Origin of the sequence: Flavobacterium shii, from assembly GCF_025847235.1 — a bacterium.
GTDB lineage: Bacteria > Bacteroidota > Bacteroidia > Flavobacteriales > Flavobacteriaceae > Flavobacterium > Flavobacterium shii.
The window spans coordinates 117,698-136,799 of the sequence record NZ_JAOZEW010000003.1 but is presented as its reverse complement, the minus strand read 5'-3'; the positions used below and the strand labels follow the sequence as shown (position 1 = coordinate 136,799).

The window sequence follows — 19,102 nt, the reverse complement described above, 5'->3', positions numbered from 1 at the left end:
ATGTGAAAAATGTTATAAATATTTCCAGTTTGCTATTGGGTTTAAAGTTGTTTATACCTGAATAACGCCTAGATTAAAAGGTTTTAAGATAGGTGAGTGGTTTGCGGCTTCTATTCCCATAGAAATCCAGGTACGGGTATCTAACGGATCAATAATAGCATCTGTCCATAATCGGGAAGCAGCGTAATATGGAGAAACTTGTTCATCATAACGTGCTTTTATTTTTGCAAATAACTCTGCTTCTTTGGCTTCATCTACAACTTCTCCTTTTGATTTTAAAGAAGATGCTTCGATTTGTGCCAATACTTTTGCTGCTTGGGTTCCTCCCATAACTGCTAATTCGGCACTTGGCCACGCAAAAATAAGTCTTGGGTCATAAGCTTTACCACACATTGCATAATTTCCTGCTCCATATGAGTTTCCTACAATTACGGTAAACTTAGGAACAACCGAATTACTTACGGCATTTACCATTTTGGCACCATCTTTTATTATTCCGCCATGTTCAGATTTGGAACCTACCATAAAACCGGTAACATCTTGTATGAAAACTAATGGAATTTTTTTCTGGTTGCAATTCGCAATAAAACGAGTTGCCTTATCTGCACTATCTGAATAAATGACTCCTCCAAATTGCATTTCGCCTTTGGCAGTTTTTACAACTTTTCGTTGATTAGCCACAATTCCTACAGCCCAGCCATCGATTCTGGCATAACCTGTAATTAGAGATTGACCGTAACCTTCTTTGTATGCTTCAAATTCTGAATTATCAACCATACGCTTGATGATTTCCATCATATCGTATTGCTCATTTCGGGCTTTTGGTAAAATACCGTATATTTCTTTAGGATCCAGCGCTGGTTTTTCGGCTTTAATACGATTATAACCTGCTTTGTCATAATCACCGATCTTATCAACAATATTCTTTATCTTATCTAATGCGTCTTTATCGTCTTTGGCTTTATAATCGGTAACACCAGATATCTCGCAGTGAGTTGTTGCCCCACCCAAAGTTTCGTTATCTATTGTTTCTCCAATAGCTGCTTTTACTAAATAACTTCCTGCTAGGAAAATGCTCCCTGTTTTATCTACAATTAAAGCTTCATCGCTCATGATTGGTAAATAGGCGCCACCAGCAACACAACTGCCCATTACGGCTGAAATTTGGGTAATTCCCATGCTACTCATTATAGCGTTGTTCCTAAAAATGCGCCCAAAATGTTCTTTATCCGGGAAAATTTCATCTTGTAATGGCAAATAAACTCCGGCACTATCTACAAGGTAAATAATAGGTAATTTGTTTTCCATTGCGATTTCTTGTGCACGAAGATTTTTCTTTGCTGTAATTGGAAACCAGGCACCAGCTTTTACTGTGGCATCATTGGCCACTACTACGCATTGTTTTCCTCGTATATATCCTATTTTTACAACAACACCTCCAGATGGACATCCGCCGTGTTCTGCATACATTCCTTCTCCAACAAAACCACCAATCTCTATATTTTTCGAATTTTCATCCAGTAAATAATCAATTCGTTCTCTTGCAGTCATTTTACCTTCAGAATGTAGCTTTTGGATGCGTTTTTCGCCTCCGCCCAATTTTACTTTGGCAAATTTTTGTTTTAGTTCAGAAAGTAAGAGTTTATTGTGATCTTCGTTTTTATTGAAGTTTAAATCCATAATAAAATAGTGTTTTTACAAAATAGTGTGTGCTAATTTACAAAATCAATCGAAATAACAGCTATTATTAATTAGTTTAAAAATAGAAATTTTAAAGTATTTGGGTATAATTAGAAACAAAAAAAACAGAAGCTAGCTTCTGTTTTATATATATAATGATATTGTTGTTTTACTTTTTGGAATCGCAAACTAATCGTTTTAAGATTGCCCATTGTTTTAATGCATCACGAGCTTCTACAGCAGGATATCCTAACATTGTTTTACCGGCAGGTACATCTCCGGTTACTCCAGATCCAGCGCCTACAATAGCACCATCTCCAATCGTAGTATGGTCTTTTATAGAAGCACTACCGCCAATTATAACTCCATTTCCTAAAGTTACTGAACCAGCTAGGCCACTATTTCCTGCCATTATACAAAATTTACCTAGTTTGCTATTATGTCCTATCTGAACTAAATTATCAATTTTACAGCCATCTCCTAGAATGGTAGAACTAAATTTTCCGCGATCAACACATGAATTTGCTCCAATCTCTACTCCATTACCTATAATTACATTTCCGATTTGAGGAATTTTAACCAATCCATTTTCGCTACAAGGACGAAATCCGAAACCATCGGCTCCAATTGTTGCATTAGGATGTATGATACAATCTTTACCAATATGACAACGCTCACGGATTACAGTTCCTGACCAGATAATAGTATTTTTTCCTATGGTACATTCATCAAGAATAGTTACATTTGGATAAATAGTTACATTTTCTCCTAATTTTACTTTAGGGCCAATATAACATCCCGCACCAATTCGTGTGCCTTCGCCAATAATTGCCGATTCATCTACAACAGCTCTAACATGAATGTTATTGTGAAATAAAGGGGTTGGAGGAGCAAAAAGGGCTAATATTTGGGACATTGCCAAATCGGCATTTTTTACTTTTATAAATGCACGGTTTTCTCCTGGTTCTATTGAAATATCTTCATTAACAACAGCTATACTCGCTTTGGAATCTTGCCAATGTTTTTCGTATTTTTTATTTCCAATAAACGAAATTTCGGTATTGGTGGCTTTGTCTAATTGTTCAGTTGCAGTAATATTCTGGGAAGTATTACCATATATGACACCATTAATTACTTCATTTAGTTCGTGGATAGAATAGGATTTCATTTATTGTTAATTGGTTTTAGGGATTGCGGTATTTTATGCCAAATAAAACCAATTAGAATTGAATTACCTAATATTATTTTTGTCTATTGTAATAAAAATATATGAAACCAATTCTATTATTATAAAATTGTTACTAAAAGTATTAATTCGTTAACAGTTTGTAATTTTGTAAAAATGGCATATATAAAAAAATGGTTACTGACTTTTATGCAGTTAAATTTAGCTTTATTAGCTAATGAAGCTATTAATGATACAATATTTTAGTACAATGATGTAATTATATGCCATCTTTTAATCCTACTTTTATCATAAAATTTATCATAAAATTTAACAAAAAAATTATGAAATTATTTTGTGTCAAAAAAATACATTTTTTCTTATTATTTTTTTCTTTATCTACTCAATCTCAGGTTAAAGACTTGTTTAGCAAGCCGGCTGAACTTCATACGATATCCGAAAGATGGGAGTTGACTCCTGAATCATCAAATGGTACATTTTTAATAACGCCATATAAATCTATTTATATTTTACCTGTTGATTGGTATAGTTCACCAAATGAACAACCTTATTCGGGGAATGGTCAGCCAGAGTATATTGCTCCTCCTGGAACGAATTATAATAATATTGAGACTAAGTTTCAGTTGAGTTTTAAAACTAAAATCCTCCACAATTTTATTTTTGGGAAAGGTGATCTATGGGTTGGTTATACTCAAGTGTCTAATTGGCAAATTTATAATGAGAGTTTGTCAAGACCATTTAGAGAGATTAATTATGAGCCAGAAGTTATTTTTAATTATCCGCTTAATTTTAATGTTTTAGGTTTTAAAATGAGAATGGCTGGTGTAGCATTTAATCATGAGTCAAATGGAAAAGGGTTGCCTTTTTCAAGAAGCTGGAACAGGATTATTTTTCATCTTGGGTTTGATCGTAATAATTGGAGTGTATATGTGAGGCCATGGCTTAGGCTTCGATCGCAAAAAGATGATAATCCGGATATTACCCAATATATTGGACGGGGGGATATAAATATAATTTATACAAATAATAAAAGCATATTCACATTAACAGGTAGTAATAATTTGAATTTCAATAAAAACAGAGGGAATACAGCTGTTTCATGGTCTTATCCAATAGTTGGTAATTTAAAAGGATTTCTTTTGGTTTCGCACGGTTTTGGAGAAACCTTAATCGATTATAATAACCTTCAGACTACAATAGGGGTTGGTATTTCTTTAATTGGTCCGCTTTAGTAAATAAAAACCCGACATTTTAATTTGTCGGGTTTGATATTTTTGACTAAGATTCTTCTTCTTTTTGTCCCATCATCATAAGGAAAGCCTTTAAGAATGGGTCAATTTCACCATTCATCACACCATCTACATCACTGGTTTCATAACCTGTGCGAACGTCTTTAACTAGTTTATAAGGTTGCATTACATAATTACGTATCTGCGAACCCCATTCGATTTTCATTTTCCCAGCTTCTATATCTGCACGTTGGGCTTGTTGTTTCTTTAATTCAATTTCGTATAATTGAGATCGCAACATTTGCATAGCACGTTGTCTATTATCTTGTTGGGACCTTGTTTCGGAACACTGAATTTGAATGCCTGTTGGTTTATGTACCAATTGTACTTTGGTTTCTACCTTATTTACATTTTGTCCTCCGGCTCCACTAGAACGAGATGTTGTAATTTCGATGTCGGCAGGATTAATGTCAATTTCGATACTATCATCTACGAGAGGGTAAACATAAACAGATGCAAATGAAGTATGGCGTTTGGCGTTACTATCAAAAGGGGAGATTCGAACTAAACGATGTACACCATTTTCTCCTTTTAAATAACCAAAAGAATAATCGCCTTCAAACTCTAGAGTAACGGTTTTTATACCTGCAACCTCACCAGCCTGAAAGTTAAGCTCTTTTATTTTGTAACCATAGCTTTCGCCCCACATCATATACATACGCATAAGCATTCCAGCCCAATCACAGCTTTCGGTTCCACCGGCACCAGCAGTAATCTGAACTACAGCGCTTAGGCTATCTCCTTCATCTGAAAGCATGTTTTTGAATTCGATGTTTTCAATATGTAATTGTGTAGCTTTAAAATGCTCATCTAATTCTTCTGCAGAAAGTCCTCCTTCTTTATAAAAATCATAGGCGAGCTGTAACTCATCGGTAAGTTCGATTGCTTTATTATAATCTTCGATCCATTTTTTCTTGTTTCTTAGATTTTTTACAATGAGCTCAGCCTCTTTTGCATTGTTCCAAAAATCGGGTGCAAACGTTTTTTCTTCTTCGTTGGCAATTTCAATTAATTTGGCATCAACGTCAAAGATACCTCCTCAACGCACCAAGGCGCTCTACAATACCTTTTATTTGTTCGGTAGTTGTCATAAATTAATAGTAGTTTTTATGTTTTTATAAATATTACGCTAATTCAATTCTGATGTTATTCAGAAGTTCGATTTTAATAAAAGTTGTCTAAAAGAGCTATTAGTAAAAACGTAATTTTGTTGGACAAAAATAACATATAGTTTTTATAATTTAGAAATTAATTTAATTGGATTGAAAGAATGTTAAAGATTTGTTTTTTAGGTTTATATCATGGAGTGTATGCGTATATAGAACTTATGTAAGAATGATTTTTCAAAATTGCATTCTGAAATAAATAGAGATTAAGACTTGTTTTACTTATATGTATTACTTTTTGGTTCTAAAACCTCAAGTAATTATCCTCGTTAAGTGGATAGTGTTGTTTTTTTAGTAAATATGATATTTTGAAAATAGTTGATCAATTTTAAATTTAATTCAAAACTATAATGTTAGTTTTATATGTTTTTTATAAATATTACGTTAATTTGGTTCTGATGTTATTCACAAGTTAAATTTTATTAAAACTTGCCCAAAATAACTATTAGTAATACGTAATTTTGTTTTATAAAAAATAAGGATATAGTTTTTTAGAATATGGAAATAAATTTAATTAGCGATACCATCACTAAGCCCAGTATTGAAATGTTACAATACATGTTCAATGCTCAGGTAGGAGATGATGTTTACAAGCAGGACCCAACTGTTATCGAACTAGAAGCTGGAGTAGCAGCGATGTTTGGTATGGAGGCAGGGTTGTTCTTTCCATCTGGAACCATGGCAAATCAAACCGCAATAAAATTACATACACAACCAGGCGAACAATTAATTGCCGATAAATATGCTCACGTATATCATTATGAAGGAGGAGGAGTTTCATTTAATAGCGGCGTTTCATGCTGTTTATTGGATGGGAATCGTGGAATGATTACTGCCGAGCAGGTTGCTGCAGCAATTAATGATCCTGAGTTTTATCATAGTCCTTTAACTAGTCTGGTATGCATTGAAAACACAACTAATAAAGGTGGAGGTGCATGTTATGAAATTGAAGATTTAAAGAAAATAAAGCAAGTTTGCGATGCTAATAATTTAAAATTCCACATGGATGGTGCTCGAATTTGGAATGCTTTAGTAGCCAGAAGGCAAGATCCTAAAGAATTCGGACAAATATTCGATACTATTTCGGTTTGTTTTTCTAAAGGATTAGGTGCTCCAATTGGTTCAATGTTATTAGGGACTAAAGCAGATATTAAAAGAGCTTTGAGAATCCGAAAAATATTGGGTGGAGGAATGCGTCAGGTTGGTTATTTGGCAGCAGCTGCAATTTTTGCCTTAGAAAATAATTTAGAAAGATTGGCAGATGATCATCGTCGAGCCAAAGAGATTGCAGCAGTTTTAAGTACTAAACATTGGGTTGCATCAATAGAACCTGTGGAAACAAATATTTTAATTTTTTCTTTACAACCTAATTTTAGTGAGCAAGTTCTTATAGAAAAATTAAAACAAAAGAATATCTCAATAAGCTCAATGGGGCAGGGGAAACTCCGAATTGTAACACATCTTGATTATAGACAAGTAATGCATACTTATGTTTTGGAAACGCTTCAGAAGTTTTAAAAGAAGGTTCAAAGGTTTAAAAAAAGGTACAGAGGAACAAAGGTTTAAAAAAAAGAGGTACAATTGCACCTCTTTTTTTGGTTATAAAGTTCAAGTTTACAAAATCAGAAACCTTTGAATCTTTGCGGCTTTGAATCTTTTTATTTAAAAAGGTCATCCATTCCTGGAATCATCGGCATGTCCATTTTTGCAACAGCGTCAAGTTCCGTTTGGTTAACATCTGTAGCTTTTTCGATTGCTTTGTTTAATGTCACAATTAGATAATCTTCTAGTTGTTCTTTATCTTCCAGTAAAGAATCAGCAATTGTAATTGATTTTATTTTTCGGTTAGCTGTCAAAGTGACTTTTAATAATCCATCAGCACTTTGTTCATCTATTAAAACCGTATCCAAACGTTTTTTTGTATCTTCAATTTTTTGTTGGGTTTCTTTAAGTTTTCCCATCATTCCCATTAAATCCATTTTCGGTTGTTTTTAAATTATGCAACGAAATTACTAATTCAATTTCTAAAATCAGTGTTAATTAGATAAAAAAGCAATTAGTTACCCGTTCGTTTATGTTATTTTTGTAAATTCATTTTAAAATTAAAATTCAAAAAATGCCAAATAAGATTGCTGCCCCCATAGCTAAAGAAATTCCTAAGTCATTAAAAAAACATAAAGAAGTTAGAATTGATAATTATTTTTGGTTGAATGACAGGGAAAACCCTGAAGTTATTGACTATCTGAATCAGGAAAATGCTTATTACGAAAGTATGACCGAACATACTAAAGATTTCCAGAAGGCATTGTATGAGGAAATGAAAGCCAGAATTAAGGAAGATGATGAGTCGGTTCCTTATTTTTATAATGGGTATTATTACATTACCCGTTTTGAAACTGGTAAGGATTACCCAATTTATTCCCGAAAAAAAGGAAGTTTAACTGCCGATGAAGAAATTTTATTCAATTGTAATGAATTAGCGGTAGGGTATACTTATTTTAAATTAGGCGGATTGAGTATAAGTCCGGATAATAAATTCATAAGTTTTGGATTGGATATTGTAGGAAGAAGAATTTATACGATTCAGATAAAAAATCTGGAGACAGGAGAAATTCTTTCGGATAAAATCGAAAATGCTACAGGAAGTTCTGTTTGGGCAAATGATAATAAGACTATCTTTTATACCAAGCAAGATGAGGTTACCTTGCGTTCTGATAAAGTTTTTAAACATAAATTAAATACAGACTCTGCTACTGATATTTTAGTTTTTGAAGAAACCGATGATACTTTTAATGTGTCTGTAGGTAAAGAAAAATCACGTAAATATATTGTAATTGGTTCAGGAAGTACATTAACTACTGAATATAGAATTTTAAATTCTGATAATCCTGATGGAGAGTTCACTGTGTTTCAACCTCGAGTTCGTGGTTTAGAATATAGTATTTCGCATTATGAGGATCATTTTTACATCCTGACCAATAAAGATAAGGCTACGAACTTTAAGTTGATGAAAACGCCTGAAAATGCAACTGGGAAGAAGAATTGGAAAGATCTTATTCCGCATAGAGAAGATGTTTTATTAGAAGACATTGAAATTTTCAAAAACTATTTGGTTGTAGAAGAGCGTTCGAATGGTTTAAACCACATCCGAATTATGCCTTGGAATGATGAACCTGATTATTATTTGCCTTTTGGAAGTGAAACTTACAGTGCTTTTACTACTACAAATATTGATTTTGATACCGATATTTTACGTTATAGCTATCAATCATTAGCAACTCCATCTTCGATTATTGATTTTAATATGAAGACGAAAACCAAAGAAGTTCTAAAAGAGCAACAGGTTTTGGGAGGAAAATTTGATAAAAATAATTATATCGAAGAACGCATTTGGGCTCCTGCCGCCGATGGTGTAAAAGTGCCAATTTCTATGGTTTACCGTAAAGGATTGGAAAAAAATGGTAAAAACCCATTATTGCTTTATGCCTACGGTTCATACGGAATCACAATGGATACTTATTTTTCGTCAACACGATTATCATTACTTGACAGAGGTTTTGTTTTTGCAATAGCGCATATCCGTGGAGGAGAGGACTTAGGGAGACAATGGTATGAAGATGGAAAACTCTTAAAAAAGAAGAATACATTTACAGATTTTATCGATTGCTCTAAATATGTGATTGACCAAAAATATACTTCACCAGAGCATTTATATGCCGAGGGAGGTTCTGCAGGTGGGCTTTTGATGGGCGTTATCGTGAATTGGGCTCCGGAATTATACAATGGTGTAATTGCTCAGGTACCGTTTGTTGATGTCATGACCACAATGTTAGATGATACTATTCCGTTAACTACTGGAGAGTATGATGAGTGGGGAAATCCCAATACGAAGAAATATTATGATTATATGTTGTCTTATTCCCCATATGACAACATAACTGCTCAAAAATACCCTAATATGTACATTTCTACTGGGTTACATGATTCTCAGGTGCAATATTGGGAACCAGCTAAATGGGTCGCGAAATTAAGAAATAAAAAAACTAATGATAATTTATTATTCTTAAATACGAACATGGATGCGGGTCATGGCGGTGCTTCCGGGCGTTTTGAAGCCCTTAAGGAACTTGCCAAAGAGTTTAGTTTTTTATTAGATTTAGAGAAAATTAAAATCTAATTAGATTTTTTTTGTTAAATTTGCAACCTGTCAAGGTTAATTTAAAAATACCCTTGATTAACTATTTTTTTATGAAAGAAGAAATAAATGCTTACAACAACGTTTTAGAATTAATAGGCAATACCCCGCTTATTAAACTAAATAAAATCACCGAAGAGTTAGAAGGTAATTTCTACGCAAAGGTAGAAGCTTTTAATCCGGGACATTCCTCAAAAGATAGAATCGCATTATATATTATTGAAGAGGCCGAAAAGAGAGGGATTTTATCTCCGGGAGATACAATTATCGAAACTACTTCGGGCAACACAGGTTTTAGCTTAGCAATGGTAAGCATTATAAAAGGATATAATTGCATTCTTGCTGTTAGCTCAAAATCATCCAAAGATAAAATCGACATGTTACGTAGTTTAGGAGCCAAAGTATATGTTTGCCCTGCTCACGTTTCTGCAGATGATGAGCGTTCTTATTATAATGTTGCCAAAAGATTGCATGAGGAAACTAAAGGTTCGGTTTATATTAATCAATATTTTAATCAATTAAATGTTGATGCGCATTATAACAGCACAGGACCAGAAATTTGGGAACAAACAAAAGGACAGATTACACATCTTGTTGCTTGTAGCGGAACTGGAGGAACAATCTCGGGAACTGCAAAATTCTTAAAAGAGCAAAATCCAAATATTCGTATTCTAGGTGTTGATGCTTTTGGATCGGTATTAAAAAAATACCACGAAACAAGAGAATTCGACAATAAAGAAATTTATCCTTACCGAATAGAAGGTTTAGGTAAAAATCTTATCCCTTCGGCTACAGATTTTGATATTATCGATAAGTTTATAAAAGTTACCGATGAAGAAAGTGCTCACTCGGCAAGAGAAATTACCAGAAAAGAAGGTTTATTTGTAGGATATACATCTGGAGCGGTAATGCAAGCGATTAAACAATATGCAGAAGAAGGTGAGTTTACAAAAGATAGTAATATAATAGCAATATTTCCTGATCACGGTTCGCGTTACATGAGTAAAGTATTTAGCGATGATTGGATGAATGAACAAGGCTTCTTTGATAGTGTAAACGAAGAAGAAGTTCAGAAAATAGAATTTGTAAAGTAGATAAAATATTGTTTTATATATAGAAAAACTCCAGAGATATCTGGAGTTTTTTATGTTTTAAGGGGTAGGAGAGTTGGCTTGTTTTTTTAAATTTTATTGGTATGGTGAAGCTATACTAAGTGAAGGTTTCCCTACTTTGTACCTATTTTAATATGCTTTTAAACTATTTAGTAGCCTATCGTTGTCGTTATGAAGTCGGGAGACTTCGTCAGCGAGGGAATTTAATAATTTGAATTTTAAGTAAAGTATCATGAGAATTGTATAAATTATTATAAATTTATTTCTTCTTCAATCTTTAGGCTATTCACAAAATCTTCAAAATTATCTGCAATTTTTAAAAATTGTTCTTCAGGAAGATAATCTGTCCAGCGGTTAACTAAGATGGTTTCATAATCTGGACCTTCATCTAGACATAAGCAAAAATGCCATCCTCCCATATCTAAAGCAAAAGGAACAAGTTTACGATGATAATTTTTAAGAAACTCCTCAGTAAGTTTAAATAAATCAGAATAGTTTAAATAATTTTTAACTTCCCAGACAGTTTTGTCATGATCTATAAAATATCTTTCATAATGACTCAATCCTCCGTTTAGTTTTAGAAAATCCTTAAAATATTCAGGTAGTTTTTCACTAATGATACTTTCGATGTGTCTCATATTTGAGTCACCCATTCTTGGATATAGATTTAATTTTCTCATTTTTTATGGATATATAGTAATTCCGAAATATGCTTTCCATTGTGCAACAGAGCCAGAGTGTGCCATACCAGTAATGCCACTACCACCGTGTCCTTCACTTAATACTAATTGCATTGTACAATATGGTTTTCCATCGATAATTTGAAAATCATCCATATGGTGCCAAGTATAATCAGTTGCTTCACTAGCCTTAATTCCGAGTTTTTTGAATGACTCACTAAAATCTTTAGCTCTTGTTCCCTGCATTTCTATTAGTATTCCTTTTCCATTATTTTTAGCCAGGTAAGCTGTATTGTCGGGATGCATGTATCGGGTTCCTTTATAATCTGGAACGAGCTTGTTAGTACTTGGAAGAACAGATATGTTAGGATTTAAATTTGGATTATATGCAGGTTGAAACATAGTCATTTTAAATTCTCCAGAATTTGTAGGATGCAATGTTAGAACTTGATGAGTTTGTCCTGGTCTTTCTAGTACAAATAATAATCTACCTTGTTCATCCTCTAAGGTTTCCAGAACTTTTTTATTGTCAATAATGCTTTCTAAATCATCAAATATTTTAGCTTCGACAGATGCCCCTGATATACTTTCGCCTACACGCGGTTTGTACGTTATGTTCTTACTCTCTGTCCAAGCTTTTAATTTTTGCGCTCCGTTTTCTGTTATTTTTGTAATGAGGGAGGATGGAACTAAACTTTTTTTAATAGTTGCCTTCCATTTTAAATAGCCGCCAGCCTTATTGATTTCATCTAAGTTTTTTGAAACTAATTTAAGCTCTTCAATATTAGTTCGAATAGCAGGAGATTCAGTATTTAATAGATTCCATGCTTTGAAAATCTCTGGACTTTGAATTAAAGCTTTGAATTCAGTACCAGAAATGGATATATCATTTGCTAATGAAACTATAGGACACTCTGTAGCGTTTGAATTTGGATATAATTGTACTACAGAGAAAACAAAAAGTAACGCTAATATAAATTTATTAATTCTTTTCATAGTCATTAATTAAAATTGTTGATTCGATTTGTAAAACTCCATACACAGTACAACTGTAATATCCTCTGTATTCATAAATATCAAAGATGAGGAGATAAGTATTATGACATTCTTCGGGATTAAATATTTGATACCTATATGGGAAATCTCTTTTTTTATCCTCCAAGTTTTGCAATTTATCTATTTCATTTTGAGCTAAAACAGTATTATCAATCTGACCACTATCTATCAACGAATTTAATAAAAATGATGTTTCTATTGATAGAATAGTTTGGTGCTTTATTCCTCCTTTTGCACAATAGAAGCTAAAACTTAGTTGAGAATAAGGATTTTCAATTGGAAAAGTATTTTCTCCCAATTGTATTTTTTTTATAATTGAAATTTTATTCATAATAATTTATTTGCATAAAATTGTTGTTGGCAAATTTTCTCTATAGATTTTCCAAGCTTCCAAGCCATTTTCAGGATTAGTTTTTAATAAGTTTTGCAAAGATGTAGTTTCTTTAATATCAGAACTTAATGTTTTCAATTCAGATATGCTCAAAGTTTCTAGTTTATTTAAAAGTTTTTCTGGAATCCCCGTTTGGTTTATCCAGGAGTTTAGTTCATTAACATCATTTCCAATAGTATTTAGTTTATTAAAAATAGGATGATCACCACTTAATTTTCCATTAATAATAGTTTTATTAACTAATTCTGGATATTTATTATTTGGAGAACTCTTAATAGTAATTTTTATAAATCCTTCTTCAGATAGTTTAGTCATTGATTTACTATAGCCATCGACATCTTTATCTGTTCTCCACATAATTTGTTGACCACCGCCAACTCCACCTAATTCTTTAAACCATGGTATTATGGTTGTTTTTTCACCTTGAAAAGGCAAGGGTTTTAATATTTCTATCTCATAATAAACGTCATATTTATTTTCAGTTAAATTTAGTGCCCTTTGTGAAAATGAATATGAATTACCATTTTCCATTGGGCTGGTAAAGGTACCAGTTAATATTGGTACACCATTCTCTATTTTATAAACAGCACCATAACGATCATGTTTTCCTTTTGACAATGATACGATTGATTTATTAAATCCTCCATTTGCTGGTGGCCATATTATCTCTATCTTAGTTTTTGGATCTATTTGTACAACTTGAAGATTGATTTTGTATTCTTTAAAAAGTGATTCTAGTTTATCCCATTTCTGTTGTTTGTAGTAATTCCACACTTCTCCTCTTACCGAACTTGGAATTTTTTCAATGTTAGTAAATCTATTATTAAGTGTGCCTTCAAAAGCTTTTTGATTTGTAAATAGTTCATCTACGACTTTTATTTTTTGTGGATACCACCAAGCTTTAAATTTATCTAAGTCTTTTATAACATTTGCTAATTCGGTACTGCTTGCAGATTTCCATAATGTTACAAAAGAATTATAATCATCTTCAAAATGAGCAATATCTTCAATTTCAGTTAAAACTGAAGTATTTGTATTTTTGAAATCTGTTTCAAACTTATTTTTTAATGAAGTATCATTTTTAATTTTATTGAAAATTGTTGGATAATTTTTCTCTACAGAAGCTAAAAAGTTAACGTTCTCTGTACTAGTTATAAGTTGCCTTGCATAAAATTGACCAACATCGGTAGTAATAACTTCAATTGTTTGAGCTCCTTTACCTGCAATAGTTATATTTTTAATGGTTTCTACAACTTTTGTTGTACCTGCATAAGTAGCTGGTAAAGTTCGTAAGTCTGATAAAATTAAAGCTCCATTTGTTTCAGTAATACTTGCTATACTAACCCCTTGAGCATAATTTGCTCCATTTGTCATTTTTGCATTAACGCCAACAATTATTTTATCATTCTGGAATAATAGTTTAAATTCATCTAGTATAGTACATTTTTCAGCTAAAGTTATTTCTATATAACTACCATAAATAGTGTTTTCTAAGATTTGTTTTTTTGTTGTAACAACTGTTATATTTTCACTATTCTTAATTGCTTTATATAATTTATAAAAAGACTGACTTATATTACCCAATTCACCAGGAATAGCTTTAGCTCTTGCAATAGTTTTATTTAGGTTTTCTTTGTTAAATATTATTTTTGCGGCACCATTTCCTCCACTCAAAACGCTCGATGATAATCGCCCTAAAGAGTAAGTTACATAAACTTGATCCCATAAATCAACAAAAGCATTTAACTTTTTATTGTCAGATGTTTTAATAGCATCTGAAGAAAGTTGAAAAGCAATATCTGTACTTGCAACTGCAGCATCAACTAATACAACTAATTCAGGATTTGCACTAACTACTGCTGGAATAATTGCCAAAATATCTAAAGCAATTCTAAGCTGTATAGCTGTCGTTTTATCTTGTTGCTGTTTCATTATCCAGTAAAGATAAATTGCAGGTACTATTGCTTCTTGTCCCTCTTTTATTTCTTTACCATTAGTGTTTTTAATGTCGAAATCATTTTCAAATTTTATTCGAATTAAATCAAAAGGATTCACTTCTACTGTTTTAAAAACAGGTTTGTTATTGAATGTATTTGAGAAGTCCTGGAATTTAATAATAACTTTTCCATTAGCTTCATTAAGTTCTGTTATTTCTACACCACAGGTTAAAATATGCATAGCATCTTTACATACATAAACATATTTTTCTGCTCCTGCTTTCCAGGTTCCTTGCAAACCAATTGCTTCAGCAGAATTCTTTTTTTGTTCTGTAACATAAGCAGATATAACTGATAGTAATGTATAATAATCATCTTTACTATTCATATCATTGTATAATCCTCTTAGTAATTCATAATTGTCTTCTGATAATTTAGTCAGTAATTTAGAAATATCATCTGGTCTTATATTTATTAATAATTCAAGAAGCATATCTTCTTTTGAACCAGAAATTTTCCAGGTTTTATATTGTTTTAGAAACTCTATTCTTTTTTCAATTGGAATATTACTTAGTAAACATTCTCTACCTAAACCATCAATTACTTCTGATAAATCACTTAGTGACAAATCAGTTGAAACATTTCCTTTGTTTTTAAGTTCGTTATAATAAGTGTGAAGAATAGCATCTAGACTAGCTAAATATTTTGTTGATGTAAAAATATCTTTTTTAACATCATTTGATATGTCTGCATAAAAAGCAGTAATAGATACTCTTGTTGTCCCTTGATTTTTAGAGAGTGATGCACGTAAACCGTCTCTCATCTCTTTATTAAATCTTAAGGTTACATCTTTTCCGACCTGATCTTGCGCATAACCCAAACAATTAATTAAATCCGGGTTATTACGTAAAAAGTAAGCGATGCGAATAGCATGAAGTGCATTCATTCCGTATAAATCACTGCTGAATTCGCTTATGAAATAAAGTTCATTTATATCCAGAGGACTTATTGAACTTGAAATATTTATTCCTTGTTTAAATTCTTTTATATAAGTATCCAAAAAATATACACTTTTTTGTGGACCACTACCATAATTGTCTTTTGGTACATCTAAATTTGCATAATTATTTATTTTTTGAACTTTGAAAAGAAGTTGACCTTTTTCAATTGCAGGAATACCAACAATAATATTTTTATCTTTTAGACCAAAACTTATTTTATCAATATACAATGTATTCTGGATTGCCTGTCCATTTTTGTCGAGTTCAGCATATCCTACAATATCTATTTGATTATCATCTTTGACAGGATGAGCAATTGAATAAGTTTTACCATTTGTTAGGGTGAATTTTTTTAAAGTACCAATAGGGAAAACAGTATTTTCAAAATTCGATTTATCTGTTGACCAATTATCATCAAAGTAGGAGAAACCAACACTACTTATAGGTTCTTTAATAGTGAATGGTTTTCCTGCTGGTGTTAAAAAAGTAAGTGAACCATCATTATTTTTAAAGTTAGTATATAATTGTTCCATATTGCCTACTTCAACATGTTCGCCAGCTTCATCACCTTGGAATAAATACAATTGCAATCCAGAAGCATGAAGAACTTGCCAGTCGTTGTGACTAAACTCTGCACCTGTACCATAATCCATTAATAAATCGGTAGGAGTGGTAGTTTTGTATTCTGTGAATGGATGTTGCAATCCAAAAACTCCATGTCCTAATTCGTGTGCAATGACTTTTACAGTACTGCCTTTGTCTTCATCCTTATCTGTTGCTTTACTAAATATGAATCCAAATTGGCGTTTTAGCGGCATAAAACCTGCTAAACCTTTGGATGAAGGAATATTTGTAACCAAGACATAATAGGAATCTTTCTCGTAAGTTATTTGTGTTTTAATGTAAGCAATTATGGCTTGTTGTTCGGCAGTATATTGTGCTAACCAACCACTATCTCCACACTCAATTGTGTTTTTAGGATAATAACTAGCGGGTAGGTTTACATTTTGGGTTGCTACATTAAACTTAACTCCAGCTTTGTTGTATATGGCATTAAGATCACTTTCAACATTAGTAATAGAAGCATTATTTATGCTTATCACTTTTAGATTTATGCTTTTTTGTGTTAAATGCCACATATTCATTGTTCCTGCAATATCATAGTTGCCTGCAACTGCTTTCGGGTCTTTTGGATCTTTTGGCGCAGTAGGTTTTACAGTTGCTATAATGGTTTCTTTAGCAAAATCTAAAGTACGTTTTAACTCAATAGTAGCTGTATTACCAGACCAGGTAGATTTTATTTCGGTACCGTTCTGGGTTTTAAAGACGATATCACTCGCTGTTTTTCCGTTTTTGAATGTAGCAGTTGCTGTTACAATGTCTGTGCTATTTGGACTATCGGAAATTGCTTTGTAATTTACTTTATACGGATTTCCATTTTTCTTCGGAATAGTCTCATAAGTTTTACTTAGAGTTCCATTATCTGCTGCAGGGGCAACATCAAAACCATAAAACCCATTGCCTTTAGAAAATTCAATTGTAACATCTTCTGAAGAGATTTGTGCTACATCTCCGCCAGAACCCATTCCGTTTGTATTTTTGGATGTAGGTATTCCACCCGGAGCTAATTGTCCGGTTTGAGGAATATCTCCTGTAGTTGCATTTGGAGGAACGGCGTATTGTTTTCCGTCTTTGTCTGTAAATATTATATCGTTGGCGGTTTTGGGTTGTATAAATGACTCTCCATTTGTTCCAGTTACTGTAATAGTACCATCAGGATTTTTTACTACTTTATCGATAACAAATTGTACGTCATGTTGTACAATATTACCTGTATCACCAAAGACATCATTTATTAATGGGTCTAAATCGCCCACACCACTCCAAGTTGCATCATAACTGGCTATAATTTCTCCAGAGATTAACTTGAAATCGGTGTTAACACCAATGTTATTAAAAGTAATTCGGATGCGGGAGAATTTACCAATATCAGTTTTTTCTCCACCTAAAGCATCAACGGCATCTATGAGTTTTCTGAATTTTTCTAAAAATGGTAGCGTTACATAACCATCACCCGTGAATTTACCATTACTACCAGTGGAATGAAGTACTACAATAGGAAAATCACCTGCTGTAACAACATCATTAGGGAAAAGATCTGGTAAAGGTTTTTTGTTTGCCAAATCTTTTGGATCTGGTTTTATTCCGCAGCCTACAAAAGCAATTTCATCACTAGCCATAGTGGTAAATTCCTTAATCGTGCTATGGGTATATTTACCCAAATCGCAAGAAGCTCCTACAGTATATTCGTAAGTTGTATTAGGTTTTAAATTACTTATTGTAGCATATTCACGCGGAGTCACTAATTTATACCACTCAGAGTTGGCATTCTTTTCGCGATAGTTTACTTGATAATCATAATTGGCTATATCACCACTCCAGGAAATTTTTGCCTGATCTTGGCTTATGCCTGTAGTTTGTATTGCAAGAGGAGCTGTACAAAATACTTCGTAGGTAAAAGAATAAATCTCGCTATATCCATTGTTTTTAAAAACACCAACTTCTTCGGCATTGGCCAAGGCTTTTGCTTTTATTCTCCATGCATATCTTCTACCAGGGATTAGTTGAGGTTCGGATAGGCTGTATTGTAAAGTTGTGGCTCTTGTAGTGGTTGTATAAAGAGGAGGTGAGTAGGCAAAGGCATTTTGTACGGGAGTGTATTTATCCCAAATTTCTACCAATGCAAATTCATATTCTACATTGCTTACATTGATCTGTCTTGGTGTCCAGCTAAAAATGATATTCTGAATGTTCTGTTGCATGATTGAAGCATTGTTCAACGGCAAGTTTAAGAACGGGGGATCATTCTGGAAGATAATGGTTGTAACACTTGTTTTACGAGATAATTTTTTGCCTGTAGCAAAGTCATATACTTCGACCGAAAAGGTGTAAATACCTTCTGGAAGTGCTTGTGCGTATTGGTTTGGATTGATTCCTTGTATATTCTGAAATTGGAAATAAGGAGCTAAATCGACATTGGTAAGTTGTAAAGGAAAACCACCTTCTAAGTAAAGTGCTCTGGCTCCAACTACAAAATCATTGGTAAGGAAAGAAACTCCATTGCCTTGAAAATAGCATTTAAGTCTTACCTGACGATTAGAAATACTCAAATCATTAAGTACCAATTGCACTTTTATCGGACTATTTATAGTCGTTGCATCGGCATAATTACTTAAGTATATAGGTGATGGTTGCGTAAGTTGTGTACTTATTGTAACAGGATATGTTTGTGCTACACCAGTAAACGCCAAAAGCAAGAAGCCAAGGGTTAAGAATAGTTGTAATTTTAGTTTTTTTAGCATTTTGGGTAATTTATTTATAACTATTATACTTTTAGATTTTAGTCTTT

General features: G+C 32.6%; 12 protein-coding genes. 4 read left to right on the top strand and 8 right to left on the bottom strand.

Going from position 1 to position 19,102, the window contains the following annotated elements:
- Positions 1-51: 51 nt before the first annotated feature.
- On the bottom strand, positions 52-1,680 hold the full coding sequence (locus tag OIU83_RS04230) for an acyl-CoA carboxylase subunit beta (protein ID WP_264205020.1): 1,629 nt from the start codon (positions 1,678-1,680) through the stop codon (positions 52-54).
- A gap of 169 nt (positions 1,681-1,849) precedes the next feature.
- A complete protein-coding gene (gene lpxD, locus OIU83_RS04225) occupies positions 1,850-2,848 on the bottom strand; it encodes a UDP-3-O-(3-hydroxymyristoyl)glucosamine N-acyltransferase (protein WP_264205019.1) in 999 nt (332 codons plus the stop codon).
- 341 nt (positions 2,849-3,189) lie between these two features.
- On the opposite strand from lpxD, the gene OIU83_RS04220 reads away from it, so the two are divergent.
- Positions 3,190-4,098, top strand: coding sequence for a phospholipase A (locus OIU83_RS04220; protein ID WP_264205018.1), 909 nt, complete (start codon positions 3,190-3,192; stop codon positions 4,096-4,098).
- A 46-nt stretch (positions 4,099-4,144) separates the two neighbouring features.
- Here the strand turns inward: OIU83_RS04220 and prfB are convergent.
- Positions 4,145-5,246 (bottom strand): peptide chain release factor 2 gene (prfB, locus tag OIU83_RS04215; RefSeq protein ID WP_264205017.1). Its coding sequence is split into 2 segments (ribosomal slippage): positions 4,145-5,182 and positions 5,184-5,246, totalling 1,101 coding nucleotides; the frame shifts between segments, so codons are not numbered across the junction.
- Between the two features lie 573 nt (positions 5,247-5,819).
- On the opposite strand from prfB, the gene OIU83_RS04210 reads away from it, so the two are divergent.
- A complete protein-coding gene (locus OIU83_RS04210) occupies positions 5,820-6,839 on the top strand; it encodes a threonine aldolase family protein (protein WP_264205016.1) in 1,020 nt (339 codons plus the stop codon).
- 140 nt (positions 6,840-6,979) lie between these two features.
- Here the strand turns inward: OIU83_RS04210 and OIU83_RS04205 are convergent, their stop codons facing one another.
- Positions 6,980-7,300 carry a YbaB/EbfC family nucleoid-associated protein gene (locus OIU83_RS04205; RefSeq protein ID WP_039115062.1) on the bottom strand — a complete coding sequence of 107 codons (321 nt, stop codon included), beginning with the start codon at positions 7,298-7,300 and terminating at the stop codon, positions 6,980-6,982.
- A 137-nt stretch (positions 7,301-7,437) separates the two neighbouring features.
- On the opposite strand from OIU83_RS04205, the gene OIU83_RS04200 reads away from it, so the two are divergent.
- The gene (locus OIU83_RS04200) at positions 7,438-9,498 is read left to right on the top strand and encodes a S9 family peptidase (protein WP_264205015.1); all 2,061 of its coding nucleotides are present in this window, start codon (positions 7,438-7,440) and stop codon (positions 9,496-9,498) included.
- Positions 9,499-9,569: 71 nt separating this feature from the next.
- Positions 9,570-10,610: a PLP-dependent cysteine synthase family protein gene (locus OIU83_RS04195; protein WP_264205014.1), complete on the top strand. Its 1,041-nt coding sequence runs from the start codon at positions 9,570-9,572 to the stop codon at positions 10,608-10,610.
- A 269-nt stretch (positions 10,611-10,879) separates the two neighbouring features.
- Here OIU83_RS04195 and OIU83_RS04190 read toward each other — a convergent pair whose 3' ends face one another.
- Genes OIU83_RS04190 through OIU83_RS04175 form a run of 4 tightly spaced genes read right to left on the bottom strand, consistent with a single transcriptional unit; the run spans position 10,880 to position 19,055 of the window.
- Positions 10,880-11,308, bottom strand: coding sequence for an SMI1/KNR4 family protein (locus OIU83_RS04190; RefSeq protein ID WP_264205013.1), 429 nt, complete (start codon positions 11,306-11,308; stop codon positions 10,880-10,882).
- Positions 11,309-11,311: 3 nt separating this feature from the next.
- Entirely contained in the window at positions 11,312-12,304 is a 993-nt protein-coding gene (locus tag OIU83_RS04185) for an HNH endonuclease (protein WP_264205012.1), read from the bottom strand.
- On the bottom strand, positions 12,291-12,695 hold the full coding sequence (locus tag OIU83_RS04180; protein WP_264205011.1) for a hypothetical protein: 405 nt from the start codon (positions 12,693-12,695) through the stop codon (positions 12,291-12,293). The genes OIU83_RS04185 and OIU83_RS04180 overlap by 14 nt, the downstream gene beginning before the upstream one ends.
- 6 nt (positions 12,696-12,701) lie before the next feature.
- Positions 12,702-19,055, bottom strand: a complete 6,354-nt coding sequence (locus OIU83_RS04175) for a fibronectin type III domain-containing protein (RefSeq protein ID WP_264205010.1) — start codon at positions 19,053-19,055, stop codon at positions 12,702-12,704.
- Between the last annotated feature and the right edge of the window lie 47 nt (positions 19,056-19,102).

Bases quoted from the DNA above. Each gene is read 5' to 3' on its own strand.
- OIU83_RS04200 (WP_264205015.1), top strand. From the start codon at position 7,438: ATGCCAAATAAGATTGCTGCCCCCATAGCTAAAGAAATTCCTAAGTCA.
- OIU83_RS04195 (WP_264205014.1), top strand. From the start codon at position 9,570: ATGAAAGAAGAAATAAATGCTTACAACAACGTTTTAGAATTAATAGGC.
- OIU83_RS04210 (WP_264205016.1), top strand. From the start codon at position 5,820: ATGGAAATAAATTTAATTAGCGATACCATCACTAAGCCCAGTATTGAA.
- OIU83_RS04220 (WP_264205018.1), top strand. From the start codon at position 3,190: ATGAAATTATTTTGTGTCAAAAAAATACATTTTTTCTTATTATTTTTT.
- OIU83_RS04205 (WP_039115062.1), bottom strand. From the start codon at position 7,300: ATGGATTTAATGGGAATGATGGGAAAACTTAAAGAAACCCAACAAAAA.
- OIU83_RS04180 (WP_264205011.1), bottom strand. From the start codon at position 12,695: ATGAATAAAATTTCAATTATAAAAAAAATACAATTGGGAGAAAATACT.
- OIU83_RS04230 (WP_264205020.1), bottom strand. From the start codon at position 1,680: ATGGATTTAAACTTCAATAAAAACGAAGATCACAATAAACTCTTACTT.
- OIU83_RS04190 (WP_264205013.1), bottom strand. From the start codon at position 11,308: ATGAGAAAATTAAATCTATATCCAAGAATGGGTGACTCAAATATGAGA.
- OIU83_RS04175 (WP_264205010.1), bottom strand. From the start codon at position 19,055: ATGCTAAAAAAACTAAAATTACAACTATTCTTAACCCTTGGCTTCTTG.
- OIU83_RS04185 (WP_264205012.1), bottom strand. From the start codon at position 12,304: ATGAAAAGAATTAATAAATTTATATTAGCGTTACTTTTTGTTTTCTCT.
- lpxD (WP_264205019.1), bottom strand. From the start codon at position 2,848: ATGAAATCCTATTCTATCCACGAACTAAATGAAGTAATTAATGGTGTC.